We start from the raw sequence: 23704 nt of genomic DNA, 5'->3' as shown, positions 1-23704 counted from the left end.
GGCTTCCATGGCGGCTGGGGCTGGGGCGGCTGGGGCCTTGGCGTCGGTCTGGGCATGGCAGCCGGAATGGCCGTTGCTTCGCCTTATGGTTACGGCGGTGGCTATGGAGGTGGCTACGGTGGAGGGTATGGAGGCGGATATGGCTATGCGCCGGGCTATGCTCCCGGTTACGCCGTGCCATCCTATTCCAATGTGCCCCCCTATACCTGGGGATACTGATCGAAAAAAAGCCGCCGGAGTCTGGGACTCCGGCGGCTTTTTCGTATCGGATGGGTCTGAGGCCCGGTCAGTCTGTTACAAAGTCCTTCGCATGATAGCCCTGTGCAAAGAGATGCGCGCGCAGATTGGCGAAGTTGATCTGCGTGGAAATGATGCGCCGCACATTCGGCTTGGCATGGAAAGCCAGACCGAGGCCTGCGCTGGCGAGCATCGGGATGTCGTTGGCGCCATCGCCGGTCGTCAGCGCCGCGCGGAGCTGCACGCCGCGCTCTGAGGTCAGGCGTTCGAGATGGTCGCGCTTGGCGTCGGGGCCGAGGATCGGGCCAGAGAGGCGGCCGGTGATCCTGTCGTCCTCGATTTCCAGCCCGTTGCCGTAATTTTCATCGAATCCGCAAAGCTCGGCCACGCGCTGGGTGAACCATGTGAAGCCGCCGGACACGAGGGCCGTACGGCCATTGTGCTTGCGCATGGTCTGCACGAGTTCGCGTGCGCCTTCCGTCAGGGTGACGGAGGCCCAGACGTCTTCGAGGACGGAGGCCGGTTTTCCCGCCAGAAGGGCCACGCGCTGTTCTAGTGCGGTTTCGAAATCCAGTTCGCCATTCATGGAGGCGCGGGTGATGGCCGCGACGTCTTCGCCGCAGCCCAGAAGGTCCGCCAGTTCGTCCAGCGTCTCGCCGGTGAGGATGGTGCTGTCCATGTCCGCGACGAGGACGGCCCGGCGGCGGCCGCGCGTTTTCAAAAGCAGCGCATCGACGCGGTAGGGCGCGAGTGTCGCGCGGATGGTGGCGATGCTCGCTGATCCGGGGCGCGACGGTGGGCAGGGAATGTCCACGGCTTCGCCCGGAGACAGGACGACGGGCGCATTGCCCTTGACGAGCGTGCGGGCCACGTCGATGGCCTCGGGTTTGAGGGGGCCGGATTTCCGGTCAGCAATAAGGGTCAGGACGGCAGGAAGGGACATGAGATCTCGTAACGGTCCGGCACGTGTGGCAGGAGGGGGGAATGGACGCCCCGAAGACGATAGAAGCCAAAACTGCGCTTATTGTGGCTGGCCCGACGTGCTCCGGCAAGTCGGCACTGGCGCTCGACCTTGCCCGGGCCTTTGAAGGCACGGTCATCAATGCGGATTCCATGCAGGTTTACCGCGATCTGCACATCCTGACGGCGCGGCCGGACGCGGCGGATGAGGCCGCGGTGCCGCACCGGCTTTATGGCGTTCTGGATGCGGCCGTACCGGGAAGTGTGGCCTGGTGGCGATCCGAGGCGCTGCGAGAAATGGATGTTGCCTGGGCCGAGGGGCGCATGCCGATCCTGTGTGGCGGGACGGGAATGTATCTGCGCGCGCTGACGGATGGTCTGGTGGAGGTGCCTGACCCTGGCGATGCTGCGCGGGCAGAGGCGCGGGGGCTGGCGGAGGAGATCGGGCCGGAGGCGCTGCATGCGCGGCTTGCGGAGGTTGACCCTCAAACGGCAACGGCTTTGCGTCCGAACGATACGCAGCGGATTTCGCGGGCCTGGGAGGTCTGGACGGGGACGGGGCATGGACTGGCCTGGTGGCGCTCGCAGCCGGGTCTGCCGCCCGCTCCGTGCCGCTTCGTGTCCGTGCAGCTTGATCCCGAACGGGAGGGATTGCGCCGGGCGATCGATTCCAGATTCGGGCAGATGCTGGAGGCCGGGGCTCTTGAAGAAGTGTCCACTCTGCTGGAGCGGGGGCTCGATCCGGTTCTGCCTGCCATGCGTGCGCATGGGGTGCCGGAACTGGCTGCTGTTCTGCGGGGGGCGGTATCGCTTGAGGAGGCGCGGAAATCTGCGGTCCTTGCCATCGGGCGCTATACGCGGCGGCAGGCGACATGGTTCCGGCATCATACGCTGGGAAAAGGGGATGATGCGATGATTTCGTTGCGCAGATACACCCATTCTGCGCAAGATTCGGAAAGTCAGTATGAAAAAATAGAGAACTTTATATCTGGACGAGTTGACGCCGCCGCCGCGTCGTCCTAAATCCCGCCGCTCATACCTTGGGAGGAAACGGTGACGGCTGCTGAAAGAGACGCAGGAACAGGCAAAGAGGCGCTGAATGGCGCGGAAGTGCTTCTGCGCGTTCTCGACGAAGAGGGTGTGGAGGTCATATTCGGGTATCCGGGTGGGGCTGTCCTTCCGATTTACGATGCTCTCTTCAAGCAGGACCGAATTCGCCATGTGCTTGTCCGCCATGAGCAGGCTGCCGTTCATGCGGCAGAGGCCTATGCGCGTTCGACGGGCAAGGTGGGCGTGGTGCTGGTGACGTCGGGTCCGGGCGCGACGAATGCCGTGACCGGGCTGGTGGATGCGCTGATGGATTCCATCCCGCTCGTCTGCCTCTCGGGTCAGGTGCCGACCAAGCTGATCGGCAATGACGCGTTCCAGGAAGCCGATACGACGGGCATCACGCGTCCTGCCACCAAGCACAACTATCTCGTGCGGGAGCCGGGCACGCTGGCGCAGACCGTGCGTGAGGCGTTCGAGGTTGCGCGTTCGGGTCGTCCGGGGCCGGTTCTGGTGGATCTGCCCAAGGACATTACGGTCGGCAAGGCGCCGCTGACGAAGCCGGCGCTGTCGCGGTTGCAGCGGTTCCGCCATCAGGGTGGGCCGGACATGGATGCGATTGCGCAGACGCTCGAAGTGATGAAGACGGCCAAACGTCCGCTCTTCTACACGGGCGGCGGCATTATTAACTCCGGCCCGGAAGCGTCGGACCTGCTGCGTCGTCTGGCGCGCAAGACCGGTTTCCCGGTGACGTCCACGCTGATGGGGCTGGGGGCATTTCCGTCTCCTGATCCGCAGTTCTTGGGCATGTTGGGCATGCATGGATCGGTTGAGGCGAACATGGCCACGCATGGCTGTGATCTGCTGATCGCTCTGGGCTCGCGGTTTGATGACCGTGTGACGGGGCGTGTGGATGCGTTCTCGCCCAATTCGTTCAAGGTCCATGCTGACATTGACCCGAGCCAGATCGACAAGATCGTGCCGGTGGACGTGCGGCTTGAAGGCGATGTGCGCGATACGCTTGAAGCCCTCCTTGAAGGCTGGGGTGACACGCCTGCGCCAGATCTGTCGGCCTGGTGGAACCAGATCGCATCCTGGCGGAGTGTGGACGGGTTCGGCTTTACGCAGGACATGACGCCGTCCGCCGTTATCCGTCCGCAGCAGGCGGTTCGCCGTCTGTATGAGCTGGCCAAGGAAACGGGGCGCGACACGTTCGTGTCCACCGAGGTCGGGCAGCACCAGATGTGGGCCGCCCAGCACTTCCAGTTCGACAAGCCGAACCGCTGGCTGACATCCGGTGGTCTGGGGACGATGGGCTATGGTCTGCCGGCCGCCGTGGGCGCGCAGGTGGCGCATCCGGATGCGCTGGTGATCGATATCGCCGGTGAGGCGTCCACGCTCATGAACATCCAGGAGCTGGGGACGATCGCGCAGTATCGTCTGCCGGTGAAGATCTTCATCCTGAACAACCACTACATGGGCATGGTCCGTCAGTGGCAGGAGCTGCTTCACGGGTCGCGCTATTCGCAGTCCTACAGCGAGGCGCTGCCGGACTTCGTGAAGCTGGCCGAAGCGTTCCATGCGACCGGAATGCGGGCGACGCATATCGGGGAGCTGGATGACGTGATCCGCCGGATGCTGGCGCATGATGGTCCGGTTGTGGCCGATATCTGCGTGGCCGAGGGCGAGAACTGCTATCCGATGATCCCATCGGGTGCGGCGCATAACCAGATGCTGCTGGGTCCGGATCAGGATTCCGAAGCGGCGGGACTGACCGAAGAAGGGAAGATGCTGGTCTGATGACGGAGACTATCCAACATTCGGTCATCTCGGTTCTGATCGAGGACGAGAGTGGCGCGCTGGCCCGCGTGGTGGGCCTGTTTTCCGGCCGTGGCTACAACATCGAGAGCCTGACGGTGGCGCTGGTGGATGCCGAGCAGAAGCTCTCGCGCATCACGGTGCTGACGTCGGGTACGCCGATGGTCATCCAGCAGATCAAGGCGCAGCTCAAACGCCTGATCCCGGTGCATGACGTCTGTGACCTGACGCAGGAAGGCCCTTACGTGGGGCGTGAGCTTGCGCTGGTGAAGATCGTCTCCTCCGGGGATCGCCGGACGGAAGCCCTGCGCATTGCGGATTCGTTCCGTGCGCGGCCAGTCGATACGACGGCCACGAGTTTCGTGTTCGAGCTGACGGGATCGCCCGAGAAGATCGACGCGTTCATCGAGTTGATGCGCCCCCTTGGCCTGGCTGAGGTTTCGCGCACCGGGATTGCTGCCATCGGGCGCGGTCCTTCAGTCTTTCACCTTAAAAAGGAGCCTGTCTGATGCGGGTATATTATGATCGCGATGCCGATCTGAATCTGATCAAGAGCAAGAAAGTCGCGATCATTGGCTATGGCAGCCAGGGTCACGCCCATGCCAACAACCTCAAGGATAGCGGCCTGACGGACATCGTCATCGGTCTGCGTTCCACGTCTTCCGCCGTGAAGAAGGCTCAGGAAGCCGGTTTCAAGGTGATGGAGCCGGGTGAGGCTGCGGCCTGGGCCGACGTTGTCATGGTCCTGACGCCGGATGAAGGCCAGGGCGCGCTGTACAAGGATTGCCTTGAGAAGAACCTGAAGCAGGGCGCTGCCCTTGCGTTCGCTCATGGTCTGTCCATCCATTTCCGCATCATCGAAGCCCGTCCGGATCTGGACGTGTTCCTGATCGCGCCGAAGGGCCCGGGCCATACGGTCCGTTCCGAATACCAGCGTGGCGGTGGCGTTCCGTCCCTCGTGGCCGTGGCGCAGAACGCTTCGGGCAATGCGCTCGAAATCGCCCTGTCCTATGCCAGCGCCAATGGCGGCGGCCGTGCAGGCATCATCGAGACGACCTTCAAGGAAGAAGTCGAAACCGATCTGTTCGGTGAGCAGGCTGTCCTGTGTGGTGGCGTTGTGGACCTGATCCGCGCTGGTTTCGAGACGCTGGTTGAAGGCGGATATGCGCCGGAAATGGCCTATTTCGAGTGCCTGCACGAGATGAAGCTGATCGTGGACCTGATCTACGAAGGCGGCATCTCCAACATGAACTACTCCATCTCCAACACCGCGGAGTATGGTGAGTACGTGACGGGTCCGCGCATCATCACGCCGGAAACCAAGGCCGAGATGAAGCGCGTCCTGACGGACATTCAGGACGGCACGTTCGTTCGCAACTTCATCCTTGAGAACCAGTCCGGTGGCGTTGGCTTCAAGGCCATCCGTGCCCGCAACGATGCTCACCAGATCGAAAAGACCGGTGAGAAGCTGCGTGCGATGATGCCGTGGATTGCCAAGGGCAAGCTGGTCGACAAGACCAAGAACTGATCAGACGGATCCGGGGGGCCGGATTCGGCCCCTCTGGACCGGGAAGCGTCAGCTTCTGTCGGGCGTCGGGATTTCCGGGATTCGTTTCCCGGAGATCCGACGCCCGAACTGTATGTGGGGTCCTAGGTTCAAGAAATATCCGCGGCCCAGCTCTGTGTGTAGGAAAGGGAAAATCCTTTTCTCATGCAGTGGGGGCATGGGGCGGGGGAGATATATGACATATTGGGGAATCGCCCCATAAAGTGCTTGCATCAGGGGGGAGGGGCCGGTAACTAGCGCGCTTCCTGGCCCAAGGGGGCATTTTTGCCCAACAGGCTGTCTACTGGTTTGGGGGTACGTGATGAACGCACTTGCTCAACTGGGGATGGTATCGGAACTCCCGAGAGATATCCAGAACAGCGCAGCTCACCTCGTTGAGGAGGAGCGCAAGGATTACTTCATTGAGCGTGATGGCGAGCGTTATGCTGGCAATCATCTGCTGATCGACTTCTGGGACGCCCGGAATCTCGATGATCCCACACGGATCGATGAAACGTTGTGTGAGGCTGCGGTGGCGGCTGGTGCAACGATCCTGCACAGCCATTTTCACCACTTCACGCCCAATGGCGGCGTGTCCGGCGTGATCGTTCTGGCGGAAAGCCATATCTCGATCCATACGTGGCCGGAACGGAATTATGCGGCTGTGGACGTGTTCATGTGCGGCGCATGTGATCCGAACCTGTCGATTCCGGTGATGCAGCGCCTGTTCCAGGCCGGCCGGATCGAGGTCGACGCCGTACGGCGTGGCCGCGTGCAGGACAAGGCCGCAAAAGCGGTCTGAACTGACGAAAGGGCCGGGTGACCGGCCCTTTTTCAATATACTCCGACAAGGAAACGATGATCCATGGCTGAAACATGGCTCAACGAGACCCTGTACCCGGACTGGGGACAGCGCTTTCTCGTTACGCGTGAGCTCGCACGGGTAAAATCCGACTTCCAGGATGTGGTGGTGTTTGAAAGCTCCAGCCACGGCCGCGTGCTGGTTCTGGATGGTGTTATCCAGATCACCGAGCGTGACGAGTTCGTCTATCAGGAAATGCTGACGCATGTGCCGCTTCTGGCGCATCCCTGTGCGAAGCGCGTGCTGATCATCGGTGCGGGTGACGGTGGCGTTCTGCGTCGCGTCCTGCAGCATGACACGGTCGAGAAGGCTGTCATGGTCGAGATCGATGGTGCGGTGATCGAACTGTCCAAACAGTATCTGCCGAACATTGCTGGTGACGCCTGGAACGACCCGCGGGCCGAAGTCATCGTCGGCGACGGCATCGACTATGTTCTGAAGGCGGCTGACGGCTCGTTCGATGTGATCATCGTCGACAGCACCGATCCGATCGGTGTGGGCGAAGTGCTGTTCACGGACGAGTTCTACAGCAACTGCGCGCGCATCCTGTCGGCTGAAGGGCTGATCGTGAACCAGTGCGGTGTGCCGTTCATGCAGGCGGATGAGCTGCATGAGACGAGCCTGCGTCGTGCGAAGTTCTTCCCGCATGTGGGCGCGTATGTGGCCGCTGTTCCGACTTATGTCGGCGGGTTCATGACTCTGGGTGTGGCCTCCAAGGGGCAGGCACCGAACACGCAGACGGTCGAGCAGATCCGTGCCCGTGCGGACGCTGCGAAGATCGTGGGCACGACGCGTTACTGGACGCCGGAAATCCATGTCGGCTCGTTCAACCTGCCGCCCTATATTGCCGAGCATCTTCCCAAAACCGGAAAATGATCGTGTGCCTGCCCCTTTGTTAATGGGGCAGGCAGCTACAGCTGCTCTTTCAGACTGCTGTTGATCCGTTCCAGAAGTGTTACGAGAATATCGCGTTCGAGGGGTGTAAACCCCTTGAGTGCCATGCCGGTTAAATGTTCTATAACAGGAACGATATTCCGGCTTTTGCGCTGACCGTCAGCTGTCAGTGTGACCAGTGTGCTGCGACGGTCTGTCGGGTCTGGTTCGCGCTGGATCAGGCCGTCGCGCTCCATCCGGGCGAGAAGTGTCGTCATGCCCGGTTGTTCGATATCCGCAAAATCCGCGAGGGCTTTCTGATTGAGGATCTTTCCGTCCTGCAAAGCCTGCAACACGGGAAGCTGACCGATCCGCAGGCCTGTCTTTTTGAGTTCGCGTTCCAGCAGGAGCGTGAAGAGCCTGGTGTTGCGCGTGGTCAAGGCGCTGAGCGGAGAAGGGGCAGTCATGCGGATTCCGGGGAACGTGTGGATAGAATACATAACATGTTATGTATCTGGATTATGAAAAACCCGGCGGCCCCATTCGGGCCTGACCGGGCTGGAAAATCAGGGCTTCATGGCGCCGAGAGGGGCGACGCAGCGGTGGTCGCGGTAGAGCGTCCACTCATCGCAGACCTGGTTGGGCGGGAAGGTGCAGATGCCGGTTTCGCCGCCAGCGGTCCGGACATCGCCGTGGCGACCACCCTGCTGCGTGCAGTAAACGCTGGCGGGGTTGGGGATGCCGATCAGGCGCTGGCGGGGATTGTGCTGCGGGTGTGAGGCACAGGCGGAAACCGTGCCGCACAGCAGGGTGATGGCGAGGAGGCGTTTCGTGCTTGAAAGATGCATTGCTCAGGGAGCCCTTTTCTTCAGGAAGCGGACGCTGCGTTCCTTGATGTCCAGCTCTTTTACAGCTTTTGCAAACACCCCGAAATGCGGGGTCTTGAGGTGCTCTTCGAAGGCCGCGCGGTCGGTATAGACTTCCACGAGAATGACGGTGTCGGCTTCCGTCTCGGGAGAGAGAACCGTGAAGCTGTGGCAGCCGGATTCGTCGGCGACGGAGCGCTCGCTGTCATAGGCGCAGGCGGCGAGAAACTTCTCATAGGTTGCGGGTGTGGTCTCGAATTCGGCAATGACCGTCAGTTCACCAGCCATGATGTTCTCCTTTGCGTGTTACGGGGCAAAAGACACAACGCATGAGCGATCGTAACGATTGCGGAGTTTTTCGGAAACTGGCAGGATCGCGGGGACCGACACGGGAGAGACCAGCCGTCAGGCTGGCGCCGAAGGAGCAACCGCCCCGGAAACTCTCAGGCCAAAGGACCGAGGCGGTCAGGACATTCTGGAGAGAGGTGCGCGCGCCGCATCCGCCGACGGGATAGCGATCTCAGGCGAAAGGACAGAAGGGGCGACGTTTTTCCGGCCGCGTTCTGCGTGGAGCCGGAGGCGTCTGCATCTTCACGTCTTGAGATAGAATGGACTGGGCTTTTTCGTATGAGCGATTCCCTCCAGCGTACTCCCCTTTACGATCTGAATCTGGAACTTGGCGCGAAGATGGTGCCGTTCGCAGGCTTTGAGATGCCGATCCAGTTCCCTGCGGGGCTGATGACGGAGCATCTGCACACGCGCGAAAAGGCCGGTCTGTTTGACGTGTCCCACATGGGGCAGATCCGCATTGCCGCCAAAAGCGGAGACGTGAAGGACGCTGCTGCGGCTCTGGAAACGCTGGTTCCGGCTGATTACGTCGGGCTTGCCGCCGGGCGTCAGCGTTATGGGCTGCTGACCAATGAGGAAGGCGGGATTCTGGATGACCTGATGGTCGCCAATATGGGCACGGACCTGCTGGTTGTTGTGAATGCGGGCTGCAAGGTTCAGGACGCGGACCGGATCGAGAAGGCGCTGTCTGACCGCTGTGTGGTGACGCGCCAGTTCGACCGCGCGCTCATGGCACTTCAGGGCCCGGCGGCGGACGCGGCTCTGGCGCCGCTTTGCCCGGCCGTGAAGGACATGCGCTTCATGGATGTGATCGAGACCGAACTGTCCGGTGTACCCGTGACGGTGTCGCGCTCCGGTTATACGGGTGAGGACGGGTTCGAGATCGGTTGTGCGGGCGCGGATGCTGACAAGGTCGCCCGCGCGATCTTGGCGCAGCCGGATGTGCTGCCGATCGGGCTGGGCGCGCGGGATTCGCTGCGGCTGGAAGCCGGGCTGTGCCTGTATGGCAATGACATCAATGTCACGACCACGCCGGTCGAGGCGGCGCTGAGCTGGGCGATCCAGAAGGCGCGTCGTGAGGGCGGTGCCCGCGCTGGCGGCTATCCGGGCGCGGATGTCGTTTTGAAGCAGACGCGCGATGGCGTGGCGCGCAGGCGCGTTGGTCTGATGGCGGAAGGTCGGGCTCCGGTGCGGGCAGGGGCGAAGCTCTTTGCCGATGCCGGGGGGCAGAAGGAAATCGGGGTGGTCACGTCCGGGGCATTTGGCCCGAGCGTGAAGGCTCCTGTTGCGATGGGCTATGTCGCGTCGGACTATGCGGCGCTGGACACACCCGTCTTTGCGGAACTGCGGGGCAAGTATGTGCCGCTGCATGTGCGGGCGATGCCGTTCGTGGCACCCGGCTTCAAGCGCTGAACTTACAGTCGAACTTCAGATCAGGAAAAAGCAGCAATGACGACCTATTACACGAAGTCCCATGAATGGATCCGCGTCGATGGCGAGCAGGCCACTGTCGGCATCACCGCACACGCCTCTGAAGAGCTGGGCGAGCTGGTGTTCGTTGAAGCCAAGGACGAGGGCACGGAAGTCGCCGCCGGTGATGCGGCGGCTGTCGTCGAGTCCGTGAAGGCGGCCTCCGACATCTATGCGCCGGTTGCAGGCACGCTGGCCGGCTTCAACGAGGCGCTGTCCGATGATCCGACACTGGTGGGCAAGGATCCGGAAGGCGAGGGCTGGATTTTCCGCATGACGGTTGCCAACCCGGACGACCTCAAGGGCCTGCTGACGGCCGAACAGTACAAGAGCCTCTGAAGGAATACGGGGTCTGCACTGGCAGGCCCCGTTTTTTCTTTAACCCGCCACTGCTTTCATGAAATGCCAGAGAACCTGCCTGTGACGACCTTGTGGCCTGCCCAGACCGAAGATTTCAGCTCCCGCCATATCGGCCCGCGCCCTTCCGAAATCGGAGAGATGCTGCGTGTCGTTGGCGCGTCCAGCCTTGATGACCTGATCGACCGGACCATTCCGGCCGCCATTCTCGATCGCGGGGATCACGGGATCGGTGCGGCCCTGACTGAACAGGATGCGCTGGTGCGTCTGCGGCAGATCGCCTCGCGCAATCAGGTTCTGACGTCCATGATCGGGCAGGGCTATTACGATACGGTTCTGCCGCCGGTCATTCAGCGCAACATCCTGGAAAATCCGGCCTGGTACACGGCCTATACGCCGTATCAGCCCGAAATCAGCCAGGGCCGTCTTGAGGCGCTGCTGAACTTTCAGACGCTGGTGGCGGATCTGACGGGGCTGGATATTGCCAATGCGTCCCTGCTGGACGAGGGCACGGCCTGTGCGGAAGCCATGGCGCTGGCGCAGCGCGTGGGCAAGTCGAAGGCGACGGCGTTCTTTGTGGATGCCGACACGCACCCGCAGACGGTTGCCGTGATCCGCACACGGGCCGAGCCGCTGGGCTGGGATGTCGTGGTCGGTGATCCGGAGATGGATCTGGATGCGTCTTCCGTGTTTGGTGCGCTGCTGTCCTATCCGGGCTCTTCGGGGCGGGTGCGGGATCTGCGCGGCGTGATTGCGGCGCTGCACGAAAAGGGCGCGATTGCGGCTCTGGCCTGTGATCCGCTGGCTCTGGTGGTGCTGGAAAGCCCGGGTGCGCTGGGCGCGGATATCGCGATCGGCTCGATGCAGCGTTATGGCGTACCGATGGGCGCTGGTGGACCGCATGCGGCGTTCATGGCGACGCGCGATGCGTTCAAGCGGCACATGCCGGGGCGTCTGGTCGGCGTGTCGCGCGACAGTGCGGGCAAGCCGGCCTATCGTCTGGCGCTTCAGACGCGTGAGCAGCATATCCGCCGCGAAAAGGCGACGTCCAACATCTGCACGGCGCAGGCGCTGCTGGCGATCATCGCGTCCATGTATGCGGTCTATCATGGTCCGGAAGGGCTGAAGGCCATTGCCGCACGCACGCACCGGATGGCGGCGATCCTCTCCGCCGGGCTGAAGGCTCTGGGCGCGGATGTTGAGACGGAGGTGTTCTTCGACACGATCACCGTTCAGGCGGGTGCTGCGGCACCGCAGGTTCTGGCGCGGGCCGTGGCGGCTGGCATCAATCTGCGCGATGCGGGGAATGGCCGGATTGGCGTGTCCTGTGACGAGACCACGACGCCGGAGACGATCCGCGCGGTCTGGGCGTCCTTCGCGGGTGAGGGCGCGGATCTGGGGGCTGTCGAGCAGGCGCTCGAGGTGACGGATGCGCTGCCGGAGGGTCTGTCCCGGACGGCTCCGCTGCTGACGCATCCTGTGTTCCATGCTCATCGTTCCGAGACGGATCTGCTGCGCTACATGCGTGCGCTGGCGGACAAGGATCTGGCGCTGGACCGGACGATGATCCCGCTGGGCTCCTGCACCATGAAGCTCAATGCGACGGCGGAGATGATCCCCATCACCTGGCCGGAATTCGCGCGGATTCATCCCTTCGCGCCAGCCGATCAGGTTCAGGGTTATGGCGAGCTGTTCACGTATCTGGAGCGCACGCTCTGTGCGATTTCGGGGTATGATGCCGTGTCGCTTCAGCCGAATTCCGGCGCGCAGGGTGAGTATGCCGGGCTTCTGGCCATTCGTGGCTATCACCGCGCGCGTGGGGATGAGAACCGCGACGTTTGCCTGATTCCGGCGTCCGCGCACGGGACCAATCCGGCTTCGGCCCAGATGGTCGGGATGCGGGTTGTCGTCGTAGCCTGCGATGAGAACGGCAATGTTGATGTCGAGGATCTGAAGGCCAAGATCGCGCAGCATGACGGGCGCGTGGCGGCCATCATGATCACGTATCCGTCCACGCATGGCGTGTTCGAGGAACGGATCGTCGAGATCTGCGAGCTGGTTCATGCAGCGGGTGGGCAGGTCTATCTGGATGGCGCGAACCTCAATGCGCAGGTCGGGCTGGCGCGGCCGGGCCTGTATGGCGCGGATGTCTCCCATTTCAACCTGCACAAGACGTTCTGCATTCCGCATGGCGGCGGTGGGCCGGGCATGGGGCCAATCGGTGTGGGCAAACACCTCGCGCCGTATCTGCCGGGGCAGCATGGCATTGCGGTGTCCGCTGCGCCTTTCGGGTCGGCGTCCATTCTGCCGATTTCCGCGGCCTATATCATGATGATGGGCGACGAGGGCTTACGTCAGGCGACCACGATGGCGATCCTGAATGCGAACTACATCGCGTCGCGTCTGGAAGGGCATTATCCGGTTCTGTATCGCGGCACGAATGGCTTTACGGCGCATGAATGCATCGTGGATCTGCGTCCGCTGAAGGACACGGTCGGCGTGACGGTGGACGATATCGCCAAGCGTCTGATCGATCATGGCTTCCACGCACCGACTGTCAGCTTCCCGGTGGCGGGGACGTTCATGATCGAGCCGACGGAATCCGAGGGTAAGGGCGAACTGGATCGCTTTTGCGATGCGATGATCGCCATTCGTGCGGAAATTGCCGAGGTCGAAGCCGGGCGCGTCGGGATGGAAGACAGCCCGCTGCGCTTTGCGCCGCATACGACGGCGGATCTGGCAGGTGTCTGGGAGCGGTCCTACAGCCGTGAGGCCGGATGCTTCCCCGGTGGTGTGGACACGTCGAAATACTGGTCGCCGGTCGGGCGTCTGGACAATGCCTGGGGGGACCGGAACCTCGTCTGTTCCTGCCCGGATATTTCGACCTACGCGGAAGACTGAACGGTCTTTTCCGTCTGACGTTCGGGAAAAGGCGCCTTCCTTCGGGGAGGCGCCTTTTTGCTATCCGGTTCTTTCGGATCGGATACCCGGCATGGGTTCTTTATCACAAAGGGGTGAGGTATGGTTTCACGTGAAACGCTGCCCGCCCTCGGAAAGGGGTTTTGGGCAGTCTGCATTGTTGATGAGGAGTTCCATCATGAGCCAGACGGTTCACATCACAGCCGTTGTCACGGTTCCCGCTGAACACGCCGCCGCTGCGGAGCAGGCTTTTGCGGCCTGTGTCGTGTCCTCCCGCAAGGAAGAGGCCTGCCACCAGTATGTTGTCAGCAGGGACGTGGAGAAAGCTGGACGGTTCGTGGCGAATGAGGTCTGGGCTTCGGAAGCCGGGTTTGAGGCGCATCTGGCCGCCCCGCATTTCAAGGTTCTGGGAGAAGTGCTTGCGAAGTGCGGAGCTCAGGCCGAGATTATGAAGGTCCAGCCGCTGGACGAGGCCGCTGACGCAGCCTGAAAAAGCTGTTTGCATTTTTTCCAGGATATATGTCCCATTCGGGGATCGACTGCTTTGCGGAGCAGCCTTTGAAAACAGGAGAGTCTCTTATGGTTTCGATGGTGACGTTCAAGGTCGACGGGATGTCTTGCAACGGATGTTCGGGCAAGTTGCAGTCCGCGCTGTCCAGTGTTCCCGGCGTCTCGTCCGCGCAGGTGACGCTCGATCCGGGACAGGCTGCCGTTCAGTATGATGAGCAGAAGGTGACGCCAATAACGCTTCAGCACGTCGTGGAAGATGTCGGGTTCGACGTCATCGCCTGAAGGATGAAAGGGGTCTGCGGCTTACCGGCGGTAATGCGGCAGGCCCAGGCCCTTGATGAGGGCGATGGCGCGCAGGGCAAATCCTGCGGTAACGGCGAATGCGGCCGCAGTAGTGGTGTTCACGCCCGCTGCGGTAAGAGCGACGTAGCTCCCTGACGCAAGGGCGACGGCTGTGACGTAGAGCTCCGGCCGGATGATGATGGATGGAACGCCTGCCAGCACATCCCGGAAAATACCGCCCATGCAGGCACTGACAATACCCATCAGAGCGGCCGGGATCAGCGGGATGCCGTAAGCGAGCGCCTTGGCTGAGCCGAAGACGCCATAGGCCGCGATCCCAAGTCCGTCGAACCATTCCACAGCGCGTGCGGGCCAGAAGCGGGCTGGCGTAAACCACACGGCAATGGCTGAGAGCAGGCATGCGGCAATCGGGATGGAAGTGTGCATCCAGAAGACGGGGGCGCCGATCAGCAGATCCCGCACTGTGCCACCGCCGACGCCTGTGATGGCGGCGAAGAACATGAAGGTCACGATGGTCAGGCGCGCGCGTGCGGCTTCGATCGCGCCTGAAATGGCGAAGACGATCGTGCCTGCGATGTCGAGGATCGGCAGGGCGGATGAGGAGAAGGCCTGAAGGGCAGGAGGGATCATCGGGCCGTCTTGATAGCGGGGTGTTGAAAACAGAAAAGCCCGGCACGAAGGCCGGGCTTTCCGTAGACGTGATGTTCTGACCCGGATCAGACCGAGTAGTACATCTCGAACTCTGCCGGATGCGGCGTGTGTTCGAACTTGTAGACTTCCGGCCACTTGATGTCGATGTAGCTTTCGATCTGGTCCTTGGTGAAGACGCCGCCTTCGAGAAGGAATGCGTGGTCTTCCTTGAGGGCCTCGAGAGCCTCACGGAGCGAACCACAGACCGTCGGGATCTGGGCCAGCTCTTCCTTCGGCAGCTCGTAAAGATCCTTGTCCATGGCTTCGCCCGGATGGATCTTGTTGCGGATGCCGTCAAGGCCGGCCATCAGCATGGCAGCGAAAGCCAGGTACGGGTTGGCGGTCGGGTCCGGGAAGCGGACTTCAACGCGCTTGGCCTTTGGATTGGTCGCATGCGGGATACGACACGAAGCCGAACGGTTCGCTGCGGAGTAGGCCAGAAGCACGGGGGCTTCGAAGCCCGGGATCAGGCGCTTGTAGGAGTTGGTGGACGGGTTCGTGAAGGCGTTCAGGGCCTTCGCGTGCTTGATGATGCCACCGATGTAAAACAGCGCGTCTTCGGACAGGTCAGCATACTTGTCACCAGCGAAGGTCGGCTTGCCGTCCTTCCAGATGGACTGGTGGACATGCATGCCCGAACCGTTGTCGCCCGCGATCGGCTTCGGCATGAACGTGGCCGTCTTGCCGTAGGAATGGGCAACATTGTGCACGCAGTACTTGTAGATCTGCATGAAGTCGGCGGACTTCACGAGCGTGTCGAACTTCGTGCCGAGCTCGTGCTGCGACTGTGCGACTTCGTGGTGATGCTTCTCGATCGGCAGGCCCATTTCGCCCATCGTGGAGAGCATTTCGGCGCGCAGGTCGTTTTCGCTGTCCACCGGCGGGACCGGGAAGTAGCCACCCTTGACGACAGGGCGATGGCCCATGTTGCCTTCCGGGTAAGCCTTCATGGAGGCGCCGGGGCCTTCGATGCTGTCGAGCTGGTATGTGCCGAAATTCGGGCCTGTGCCGAACTGCACGTTGTCGAAGATGAAGAACTCGGCTTCCGGGCCGAAGAACGCCGTGTCACCGAAGCCGGCTTCCTTGAGGTAGGCTTCTGCGAGCTTGGCGGTCGAGCGCGGGTCGCGGTTGTAGAAGTTGCCCGTCTTCGGATCGATGATGTCGCAGAACAGGATCAGCTGCGGCTTGGCGGAGAACGGGTCCATGACGGCCGTTTCCGGATCCGGAAGCAGGACCATGTCGGACTCGTTGATGGCTTTCCAGCCCTGGATGGAGGAGCCGTCGAACATGAAGCCTTCAACGAAGGTGTCGTCTTCAATGGTCGAGACTGTCTGGGTCGTGTGGTGCCACTTGCCCTTGGGGTCCGTAAAGCGCAGATCGACGAATTCCGCCGCGTGCTCCTGGATCATCTCGAAGACGCGGGCAACGGCCTGCGGGTTCGGGGCGGGCGGCGTGCCTGCTGCTGCGGGAGCAGCTTTGGGGGCTGCGGCCTTCGAGGGACGGCGCGCCGGAGCGGCCTTCGGTTTCGCGGTAGAAGAAGTGGGGGCTTTCTTGGCCATCGATCTGTCGCCTTGCATCGTGTAAACGGCTGCAAAACGATTAAGCGACAAATGCCCGTCTGTCGAGTATGGGAAATTACGCCATTCCGTGGATTTTAGATTGAATCTTTCGGAAGTGAGCTGGAGTTTTCCGCATCTGGTCCGGAACTTGCATGGAAAGAGGACAGCGAGACTCTTTTTGGGAAATATACTCATGGCCCCTGCTTCCTCATCTCCCGACGGCTGGAAAGACAGCGATCTTCTCTCCCTGCCGGTTGAACAGTATCTGCACGAGTTCCGGGGTGGCCTGCTCAGCCTGCCTGAAAGCGAGCGGGATGTGATCGTCGCTGAAGTGCGGGCGCAGGTTGCGGCGCAGGCCCGTCTGGGGGAAGGGGCTGCGCTGGCGCTTCTGGAAAGACTGGGAAAGCCGGACAGGCTCGCGGCACGCTTTACGATCCGGCACGAACTTTCCGTTGGCGTGCAGCAGTCGAATCCGTTTGGCCTGGTCTGGGTTCTCCTGCGGCTGGCGGCGGGGAGCCTGGTTGCGTTTGTGGGTGGATTCGTCGTGATCGTGCTTGGTCTGACGGGGCTTCTGCTGGCGGCAATGCCGGTGTTGCGGCTCTTTGTTCCGCAGGATCTTTTTAGGGTGGATGACAATCTGTTTGCGATCACTGTCACCACGGAGGGTGTGCCGAAAAATGCCAGTCCGCTCTCCTGGGGGGATGCGATCATTTGCTGCTGTGTCGGAATCGTCCTCGTCGTGCTGGCGATGCTTCTTCTGCGGGGGCTGGGGCAGATCCTGCTCCGTGACATGCGCCGCAAAACGCAGGTGCTGGACTGAGATCAGGAAGACGGGATTTCCGTTATGGAACAAATGGTCCGTGCGAAAGGCTTTTCAGCTCTTCGTCCGCCTGCAATGGTGCGGTGCTTTCTGTTTTCCGTCAGTTCTGGAATCCGTTGATGAAAACGCCGAATCAGTATCTTGCGAGCCTGCCGACCACTATTTTCACGATCATGTCACAGCTTGCCGTGAAGCATGGGGCGGTCAATCTCGGGCAGGGGTTTCCGGATACGGAAGGGCCGCAGGACATCATTGAGGTTGCGGCCGATGCGCTTCGGGATGGACGCAACCAGTACGCGCCGCTGACGGGACTGCCGGAACTGCGCGAGGCGGTTGCAGCGTCCAACCGGCGTTTTTATGGGATCGACGTTGATCCGGCGACGGAGGTTGTTGTGACGTCCGGTGCGACAGAGGCTCTGGCGGCGTGTCTGATGGCCGTCGTCGAGCCGGGCGACGAAGTGGTTGTGATCGAACCGCTTTATGACACCTATCTCCCTGCGCTGAAGCTTCTGGGAGCGGTGCCGCGCTGCGTAAGGCTCAAGCCGCCGCACTGGTCCTTACAAGAGGCAGAACTGCGGGCCGCGTTCGGACCGAAGACCAAGGCGATCATGCTCAACTCGCCGATGAATCCGTCCGGGAAGGTGTTTGTCCGTGAAGAGCTTGAGCTGATCGCGGAGCTGGTGCGGGAGCATGATGTCTATGCGATCTGTGACGAAGTTTACGAACATCTGACGTTTCACGTGAAACACATCCCGCTGATGACGCTGCCGGGAATGCGTGAGCGGTGCATGCGGATCGGGAGTGCCGGTAAGAGCTTCTCCCTGACCGGATGGAAAGTCGGCTATGTGACAGCCCCGGCTGCGCTGGCCTCCGTGGTAGCGAAAGCGCATCAGGTAATGGTGTTTGCGACGGCCCCGAATCTTCAGCGGGCCGTGGCTTACGGGCTGAACAAGGATGACAGCTATTACGAAGGGCTGTCAGCGCAGATGGAAGTGCAGCGGGACCTGCTGCGGGACGGGTTGCATCGGCTGGGCTTCGACACGTTGCCGGCCGACGGAAGCTATTTCATCGTGGCGGATATTTCGCGTCATGCGGCTGGGCGAGGTGATGTTGAATTTGCGCGCTGGCTGATTGAGCATGCAGGGGTAGCAACGATCCCGGTTTCGGCTTTCTATGACCCTGAAGGGGGGTCCCCTCCGCAGAACCTGATCCGCTTTGCGTTCTGCAAAAAGCCTGAGATTTTGAAGGAAGCCTTGAAACGGCTGGAAAAAGCCCTTTCTTAAAAGTCCTGCCTTCCACTCTTTAATCTGCCCTGTGCGCCGGGAAAGCCGGTTTGTTATGTCTGGAGATTTTTCATGTCTGTTGCTGCTGATGCTCTGGGCGCTCTTGCGACGACCGACGCCCTGTTTTTCGGGCGTCCTGATTCAAAGCTGACCCGTGACGATGCCAGGGCACTCGTCAATCGGGGGCTTGATGGCGTGGATGACGGCGAGCTGTTCCTCGAGTACCGGGAAAACGAAAGCATCAGCCTGGATGACGGGACGATCCGCTCGGCCAGCTTCAATACGTCTTCGGGCTTTGGATTGCGGGCTGTTCTGGGAACGGAAACCGCTTTCGCGCATGCGGACGATATCAGCCGCGACGCTCTGGAGCGGGCGGTCAGCACGGTGGGTGCTGTGCGGCAGGGACGCAGCGGCATCATGGCGCCGGGTCCGCAGGCGACGAACCAGCGGCTTTATGGCGACTCCCGGCCGCTTGAGGGCACGGATTTTGCGGCCCGTGCGGCGGTTCTGAGCGAGATTGATGCCTATGCGCGGGGGCTGGATTCCCGGGTGGTGCAGGTCAGTGCCGTGCTGAGTTCAGAGTGGCAGGCTGTGCAGATCATGCGGCGCGCGGATTCGGGCGGAGATGTTGCGGATCTGCGGCCGCTGGTGCGCATGAATGTGTCAGTAATCGTGGAAAAGGATGGTCAGCGCGAGAGTGGGGGATGCGGTCTTGGCGGCCGGTATGACCTCGATCGTCTACTGGCGCCGGAAACGTGGCGTGACGCTGTCGATAAAGCCCTGAAGCAGGCTCTGATTACTCTGGAAGCTGCTCCGGCGCCCGCAGGAGAAATGGATGTGGTTTTAGGTCCGGGGTGGCCTGGCATTCTGCTTCATGAGGCCGTGGGGCATGGATTGGAGGGTGACTTCAACCGCAAGGGAACATCGTCTTTCTCAGGAATGATCGGCAAGCGTGTCGCGTCCCCCGGTGTGACTGTGATTGATGATGGGACGCTTCCGGAACGTCGGGGTTCGCTGAGCATTGATGATGAGGGGACGCCGACGTCCCGAACGGTGTTGATCGAGGACGGGATTCTGACAGGCTATCTTCAGGATCGGTTGAATGGCCGTTTGATGGGAACGAAATCGACGGGGAACGGACGCCGGCAGTCCTATGCACATGCTCCAATGCCGCGCATGACCAATACGCTTATGCTGGAAGGGAGTGCTACGACGGACGAGATGATCCGCTCGATAAAACGTGGGCTTTATGCCGTGAACTTCGGCGGCGGACAGGTCGATATCACTTCAGGCAAGTTCGTGTTTGCCGCGTCGGAAGCGTATCTGGTGGAAGACGGAAAAATCATCCGGCCGGTGAAGGGCGCGACCCTGATTGGGAATGGTGCAGATGCCATGAACCAGATTTCCATGATTGGTTCGGATGTGGCGCTGGATCCGGGAATTGGAACCTGCGGTAAGGCTGGACAGGGTGTACCGGTAGGTGTCGGTCAGCCGACATTGAAGATTTCCGGCTTGACGGTTGGTGGTACGGGTTGAGCCGGACAAGGCGCCAGTGGGCTTGAAAAGCGAAAGTGATCTGCAATGGGCCACAATTACGCAAAACCGTTAACCGCGGAAGTTCGGATGGAACGGGTTCTCTCGCGACTTCCTGAAGACTGGGCCGTGAGGATGGAGCGACAGACCGCCAAAGAATGGTCGGTCTGGATGCAGCGCCCGGACGGGACGCAGCATCAGGAAAAGCGGGATCTTTTGGTAGAGGCGTTGGAAGAAGTGTGGCGCGTCCTGAGATAAGCAGGCTCAGAAGCTGCTCTGTGTCGCAAGCATGAAGAAAATCCGGTTTACGGCGGGATAAACCAGAAACTGGATCAACAGCAGGACGACCATTGGTGCAAAGTCCATACCACCTGTATTGGGCAAAATGTTGCGGATGGGCGTCATCACGGGCTCGACGATCCGGGCCAGTGTGTTGAAAATGGAATAGAAAAAGCGGTTCCGGACGTCCAGAATTCCGAAACCCAGCAGCATCGACAGGATACAGTAAGCCAGCAGGATCCATACAAAGGCCTGGATCAGCATCATGATAATGGCGTGCAGGGCAACCATATAAAACCTCATCGAATGTCGGAAAGGGCAGCCGAAAGGCCGGTCGGGAAACGCTTGTAGCCATAGCGATAGCACAGAACAATGTCTTGCGGGCAGGTCTGCTTGACAGGCTGCCGGAAGAGGAGAACTATCTTCTTGTCGTGGGGCTGTAGCTCAGATGGGAGAGCGCCTCGTTCGCAATGAGGAGGTCAGGGGTTCGATTCCCCTCAGCTCCACCACGAAATTTCTTCTTCATAAAATATCGGACAAGAGTGAACGTAATCACCGTTCCTTGGATTTGCGCGTAGTCAGTGTTTCTTTGAAGTATTTTTTTAGAAAACTTTGATGAATATTGCGGAAATCTTTTGGAAAATCAGGACTGACGAATGGAGTAATTCGTTAGTCCTGATTCCAGTTTATCGCAATATCATCTTTCCAAAATTAAGTGGTTCGTCTTGATTTCGGAGAAGCTGGCGCCTTTTTTTGGCGTGTTTTAGGTGGTGTTACTTTGACCACATGTTTTTCAGGCGCTTTTTTCGGTTCTGTTGCCAGTGTCTGACTGGACCATAGAGGCCGGATATTTTTCCTGCTGGAAGCAAGGGGGGGGTATCGTGTTTCATCCACTCCCGGAATCGTAAGATCAAAAAAGACCTGACGGTCGAGTGTGAAGTGCGGATTGTAGAATGGGTCTGTGCGAAGCGTATTGCCCCATTTTTCAATCATGAACTGCGTTTCATGGAAGAAGCGGCGCTCTGTGGACGGTCGGTCGTCGCTACCGCGGCTGAGGCTCTCATGGTGCTCTGCGCAGAAATCGGGTGTCCAGATGACTTTGTAGCCTGCATCCCGGACCTTGAGGCACAGATCAATATCGTTGAATGCGACCTTGAGGTGTTCTTCATCAAAGCCACCGACCAGTTCAAAAGCCTGGCGTCGGATCAGCATTCCCGCAGCGGTAACAGCCGAAATTTCCTGTGGGAAATAGGCCCGCCCCGCGTAGCCGCCCTCGTTGCGCGGAATACCAACATGGGCATGACCAGCGACATCACCGATTCCAAGCAAAACGCCAGCGTGCTGAACTGTCTGGTTGGGATAGACAAACTTTCCGCCGACGATCGCCACCATGGGATCTGCGAGCGCTTCGTTGACCAGAATTTCCAACCAGTTTTCCTGCTCAACAAACACATCATTGTTCAGGAACAGAAAGAAATCGGATGTTTCGTCTTTTGCAGCCAGATTATTAATACGGGAATAATTGAAAGGCTCTTTGATGGTCAGGATCTTGACATTGGGAAGAGTGTCGATCTGCTTGGCGAAATCCTCGGCTTCCTTTGTGATAGACCAGTTGTTGATCAGGATGACCTTATAGTTCGGGTAGCGGGTGTATTTCTGGATCGCGTCCAGGCAGCGCGCTGTCGTGGCGATTTCGTCTTTGTAAGGAATGATGATTGTAACTGACGGCGATTGATTGAATTCCCAGTTCACCGTGTAAAGGGTCATGCCCAATTGAGAGTCGACCTTGGCGGGCAAACCGCGTCGGGCGAGGTGATCGTTGACGGCGTTGATGCCTGCATCAATGGCATACCGCTTGTTGCCGATGTCAGAGGCTGTTGAATTCGCTGTGATACGCCAGTGATACAAAATTTCCGGAACGTGGTGGATCTTGCTTGCCGGGATGTGTTCAGAGGCACGGAGAAGGAAATCATGGTCCTGAGCGCCGTCATATTCCTTATTCAGTCCGCCGACATTCTGTATGGCGGACTGGCGGATCATCACGAAATGACAGACGTAGTTTACGCCAAGAAGGAGTCTGTAGTTCCAGTCAGTCTTGAATGCCGGTTCCCGGTAATACCCGCTGGCGTCAATCTTGTCTTCGTCTGAATAAATGAGATCGGCGTGACTTCTTGTGGCTTCTCTCAGCATGTATTCGACGGCTACATCCGCAAGAAGGTCATCGTGGTCGAAGAACGCAATCCACTCACCCTTAGCCGCGGCTAAACCAGCATTGGTTGCGATGCTGATTCCACCATTCTCTTCCTGGAAGATTGGTTTGATGCGCGCATCTGCTTTGGCGAAGTTTTCGATAACGGCCCGCAGCTCGGCATTTTTGCTGCAGTCATCGACAAGAATCAGTTCCCAGTTCTGCCACGTCTGGGCGAGGACACTTTTAATCGCTGCTGTGAAATCTGTGAGGTCAGGGTTCCATACTGGGCACACAATGCTAACCAGCGGGTTGCCAGTGATGGAAGAGGCATCCCGGGTCCGGTCCACATACTTGCGAAGGGTCGGGAAGTAGGCTGTTGCCCAGGAATGATAATCGGCAATCGTAAATCCGGGCTGTGGCAGGATTTCCCTGACCTGACGGCGCAGACGGGTCAGTTCCACATGGAGCGCATCGATCTGATCGATCACATCAATGATAAGGGATTCGTGCGCGTCGGTGACGAAGCTGGTGAGACAGGGACTGTTGGCAACCTCAATCATGTCAGGAAGAACGTAAAAGCGAAATTCCTGCTCATATGGTTTGCGGTACAGATCCGGCGGTGAAAATTGAAAGCCGCAATACGGGTCGCAGGACAGAGCTTTCCCGACATCTCCGCGATATCTGTTAGCTTCAAGCTGACCAACTTTCTGACCGTTACAGGTCACGAGAAGTTGTTGATCACCTTTCCAGCCTTCAATATCATTTCCACAAACGACCCAGCCACTCAGGACGCCCTGTTTCAGACCATCCACAAATGAGCGTGTCTCTGTCGGAAGCTTTGCAGAGAAGGGGATATGTTCCAGTTTCTGGTTTTGTGAATAGATTTCGATCTGCTTGAGGCGGTTCTTAAACGTAATATTGTGATTTTTTCCATCAAGTAAACTATGTGGAACTACAATATGGAATCCAGTATTTTTTGATTGGATGCCTGATGCGTAAACATCTTCGCGAAGATCAGTACAATAGAATTGAAGAAATTCCTGACCGTCTGCCAGTGCGTGAAGGAAGACAGGCTGTGATGGGTCTTCAGTATCGATTGCCCAGCCCCGAATACCATTAACGGAAAATTCATCGATCTGGCATACTATCATTAATTCTCTCCTACTGAACCGTTAATGCATTGGGTCTGGGCACAGTACTTAAAGTGTAGGGTAAAAATTGGTTTCTTCAAAG

At 59.7% G+C, this 23704-nt stretch carries 23 protein-coding genes, 1 tRNA gene, 1 pseudogene and 1 riboswitch; of the genes and pseudogenes, 17 read left to right on the top strand and 8 right to left on the bottom strand.

What is annotated here, in order from left to right; translation table 11 throughout:
* A pseudogene (locus tag JK202_RS12235) lies at positions 1 to 219 on the top strand (hypothetical protein); the annotation flags it as partial.
* A gap of 67 nt (positions 220 to 286) precedes the next feature.
* On the opposite strand, the gene serB reads toward JK202_RS12235, so the two are convergent.
* Complete coding sequence (gene serB, locus JK202_RS12230; RefSeq protein WP_211561449.1) at positions 287 to 1180, bottom strand: phosphoserine phosphatase SerB; 894 nt, start codon at positions 1178 to 1180, stop codon at positions 287 to 289.
* A gap of 41 nt (positions 1181 to 1221) precedes the next feature.
* Between serB and miaA the strand changes: the two genes are divergently transcribed.
* From miaA to speE, 6 genes are all read left to right on the top strand, one after another.
* Complete coding sequence (miaA, locus tag JK202_RS12225) at positions 1222 to 2220, top strand: tRNA (adenosine(37)-N6)-dimethylallyltransferase MiaA (RefSeq protein WP_211561447.1); 999 nt, start codon at positions 1222 to 1224, stop codon at positions 2218 to 2220.
* Positions 2221 to 2250: 30 nt separating this feature from the next.
* Positions 2251 to 4044, top strand: coding sequence for a biosynthetic-type acetolactate synthase large subunit (gene ilvB, locus JK202_RS12220; RefSeq protein WP_211561445.1), 1794 nt, complete (start codon positions 2251 to 2253; stop codon positions 4042 to 4044).
* On the top strand, positions 4044 to 4571 hold the full coding sequence (gene ilvN, locus JK202_RS12215; RefSeq protein WP_211561442.1) for an acetolactate synthase small subunit: 528 nt from the start codon (positions 4044 to 4046) through the stop codon (positions 4569 to 4571). Before ilvB ends, ilvN begins: the two co-directional genes overlap by 1 nt.
* Positions 4571 to 5590: a ketol-acid reductoisomerase gene (gene ilvC, locus JK202_RS12210; protein ID WP_211561432.1), complete on the top strand. Its 1020-nt coding sequence runs from the start codon at positions 4571 to 4573 to the stop codon at positions 5588 to 5590. Before ilvN ends, ilvC begins: the two co-directional genes overlap by 1 nt.
* 340 nt (positions 5591 to 5930) lie before the next feature.
* Complete coding sequence (gene speD, locus JK202_RS12205) at positions 5931 to 6410, top strand: adenosylmethionine decarboxylase (protein ID WP_211561431.1); 480 nt, start codon at positions 5931 to 5933, stop codon at positions 6408 to 6410.
* A 63-nt stretch (positions 6411 to 6473) separates the two neighbouring features.
* Positions 6474 to 7346 carry a polyamine aminopropyltransferase gene (gene speE, locus JK202_RS12200; protein WP_211561430.1) on the top strand — a complete coding sequence of 291 codons (873 nt, stop codon included), beginning with the start codon at positions 6474 to 6476 and terminating at the stop codon, positions 7344 to 7346.
* Positions 7347 to 7381: 35 nt separating this feature from the next.
* Here speE and JK202_RS12195 read toward each other — a convergent pair whose 3' ends face one another.
* The 3 genes from JK202_RS12195 to JK202_RS12185 all read right to left on the bottom strand — a co-directional run bounded on the left by JK202_RS12195 (position 7382) and on the right by JK202_RS12185 (position 8497).
* On the bottom strand, positions 7382 to 7810 hold the full coding sequence (locus tag JK202_RS12195; protein ID WP_211561429.1) for a MarR family winged helix-turn-helix transcriptional regulator: 429 nt from the start codon (positions 7808 to 7810) through the stop codon (positions 7382 to 7384).
* Positions 7811 to 7909: 99 nt separating this feature from the next.
* The gene (locus JK202_RS12190; RefSeq protein ID WP_211561428.1) at positions 7910 to 8191 is read right to left on the bottom strand and encodes a DUF333 domain-containing protein; all 282 of its coding nucleotides are present in this window, start codon (positions 8189 to 8191) and stop codon (positions 7910 to 7912) included.
* Between the two features lie 3 nt (positions 8192 to 8194).
* Entirely contained in the window at positions 8195 to 8497 is a 303-nt protein-coding gene (locus tag JK202_RS12185; protein WP_211561427.1) for a putative quinol monooxygenase, read from the bottom strand.
* Positions 8498 to 8588: 91 nt separating this feature from the next.
* Positions 8589 to 8678, top strand: a riboswitch (glycine riboswitch).
* Positions 8679 to 8836: 158 nt separating this feature from the next.
* Between JK202_RS12185 and gcvT the strand changes: the two genes are divergently transcribed.
* From gcvT to JK202_RS12160, 5 genes are all read left to right on the top strand, one after another.
* Positions 8837 to 9970 (top strand): glycine cleavage system aminomethyltransferase GcvT, encoded by a 1134-nt coding sequence (gcvT, locus tag JK202_RS12180; protein ID WP_211561425.1) that lies wholly within the window; start codon positions 8837 to 8839, stop codon positions 9968 to 9970.
* 36 nt (positions 9971 to 10006) lie between these two features.
* The gene (gcvH, locus tag JK202_RS12175) at positions 10007 to 10366 is read left to right on the top strand and encodes a glycine cleavage system protein GcvH (protein WP_211561423.1); all 360 of its coding nucleotides are present in this window, start codon (positions 10007 to 10009) and stop codon (positions 10364 to 10366) included.
* Positions 10367 to 10429: 63 nt separating this feature from the next.
* On the top strand, positions 10430 to 13285 hold the full coding sequence (gcvP, locus tag JK202_RS12170; RefSeq protein WP_211561421.1) for an aminomethyl-transferring glycine dehydrogenase: 2856 nt from the start codon (positions 10430 to 10432) through the stop codon (positions 13283 to 13285).
* Positions 13286 to 13481: 196 nt separating this feature from the next.
* The gene (locus JK202_RS12165) at positions 13482 to 13793 is read left to right on the top strand and encodes a putative quinol monooxygenase (protein ID WP_211561419.1); all 312 of its coding nucleotides are present in this window, start codon (positions 13482 to 13484) and stop codon (positions 13791 to 13793) included.
* 29 nt (positions 13794 to 13822) lie between these two features.
* Positions 13823 to 14095, top strand: coding sequence for a heavy-metal-associated domain-containing protein (locus JK202_RS12160; RefSeq protein ID WP_249200015.1), 273 nt, complete (start codon positions 13823 to 13825; stop codon positions 14093 to 14095).
* Between the two features lie 21 nt (positions 14096 to 14116).
* Here JK202_RS12160 and JK202_RS12155 read toward each other — a convergent pair whose 3' ends face one another.
* Positions 14117 to 14746: a trimeric intracellular cation channel family protein gene (locus JK202_RS12155; RefSeq protein ID WP_211561411.1), complete on the bottom strand. Its 630-nt coding sequence runs from the start codon at positions 14744 to 14746 to the stop codon at positions 14117 to 14119.
* Between the two features lie 86 nt (positions 14747 to 14832).
* Entirely contained in the window at positions 14833 to 16215 is a 1383-nt protein-coding gene (gene glnA, locus JK202_RS12150; protein ID WP_211561462.1) for a type I glutamate--ammonia ligase, read from the bottom strand.
* 343 nt (positions 16216 to 16558) lie between these two features.
* Here glnA and JK202_RS12145 point away from each other — a divergent pair, with 343 nt between their 5' ends.
* The 4 genes from JK202_RS12145 (at position 16559) to JK202_RS12130 (ending at position 20259) form a co-directional block, all read left to right on the top strand.
* Positions 16559 to 17185, top strand: coding sequence for an HAAS signaling domain-containing protein (locus JK202_RS12145; protein ID WP_211561409.1), 627 nt, complete (start codon positions 16559 to 16561; stop codon positions 17183 to 17185).
* 119 nt (positions 17186 to 17304) lie between these two features.
* A complete protein-coding gene (locus JK202_RS12140; RefSeq protein WP_211561407.1) occupies positions 17305 to 18468 on the top strand; it encodes an aminotransferase in 1164 nt (387 codons plus the stop codon).
* 72 nt (positions 18469 to 18540) lie between these two features.
* Entirely contained in the window at positions 18541 to 20004 is a 1464-nt protein-coding gene (gene tldD, locus JK202_RS12135) for a metalloprotease TldD (protein ID WP_211561406.1), read from the top strand.
* 87 nt (positions 20005 to 20091) lie between these two features.
* The gene (locus tag JK202_RS12130) at positions 20092 to 20259 is read left to right on the top strand and encodes a hypothetical protein (RefSeq protein WP_249200013.1); all 168 of its coding nucleotides are present in this window, start codon (positions 20092 to 20094) and stop codon (positions 20257 to 20259) included.
* Between the two features lie 6 nt (positions 20260 to 20265).
* Here the strand turns inward: JK202_RS12130 and JK202_RS12125 are convergent, their stop codons facing one another.
* The gene (locus JK202_RS12125) at positions 20266 to 20571 is read right to left on the bottom strand and encodes a YggT family protein (RefSeq protein ID WP_211561399.1); all 306 of its coding nucleotides are present in this window, start codon (positions 20569 to 20571) and stop codon (positions 20266 to 20268) included.
* A gap of 142 nt (positions 20572 to 20713) precedes the next feature.
* Between JK202_RS12125 and JK202_RS12120 the strand changes: the two genes are divergently transcribed.
* Positions 20714 to 20789 (top strand) — tRNA-Ala (locus JK202_RS12120).
* 202 nt (positions 20790 to 20991) lie between these two features.
* On the opposite strand, the gene JK202_RS12115 is transcribed toward JK202_RS12120, so the two are convergent.
* Complete coding sequence (locus JK202_RS12115; protein WP_211561397.1) at positions 20992 to 23622, bottom strand: glycosyltransferase family 2 protein; 2631 nt, start codon at positions 23620 to 23622, stop codon at positions 20992 to 20994.
* Positions 23623 to 23704: the final 82 nt, after the last annotated feature.

Source organism: Gluconobacter sp. Dm-62 (genome assembly GCF_018256155.1).
In the GTDB taxonomy this organism is placed as follows: Bacteria; Pseudomonadota; Alphaproteobacteria; order Acetobacterales; family Acetobacteraceae; genus Gluconobacter.
Note: the sequence above shows the minus strand (reverse complement) of the source record. Positions and strands in the feature narration are given on the sequence as shown.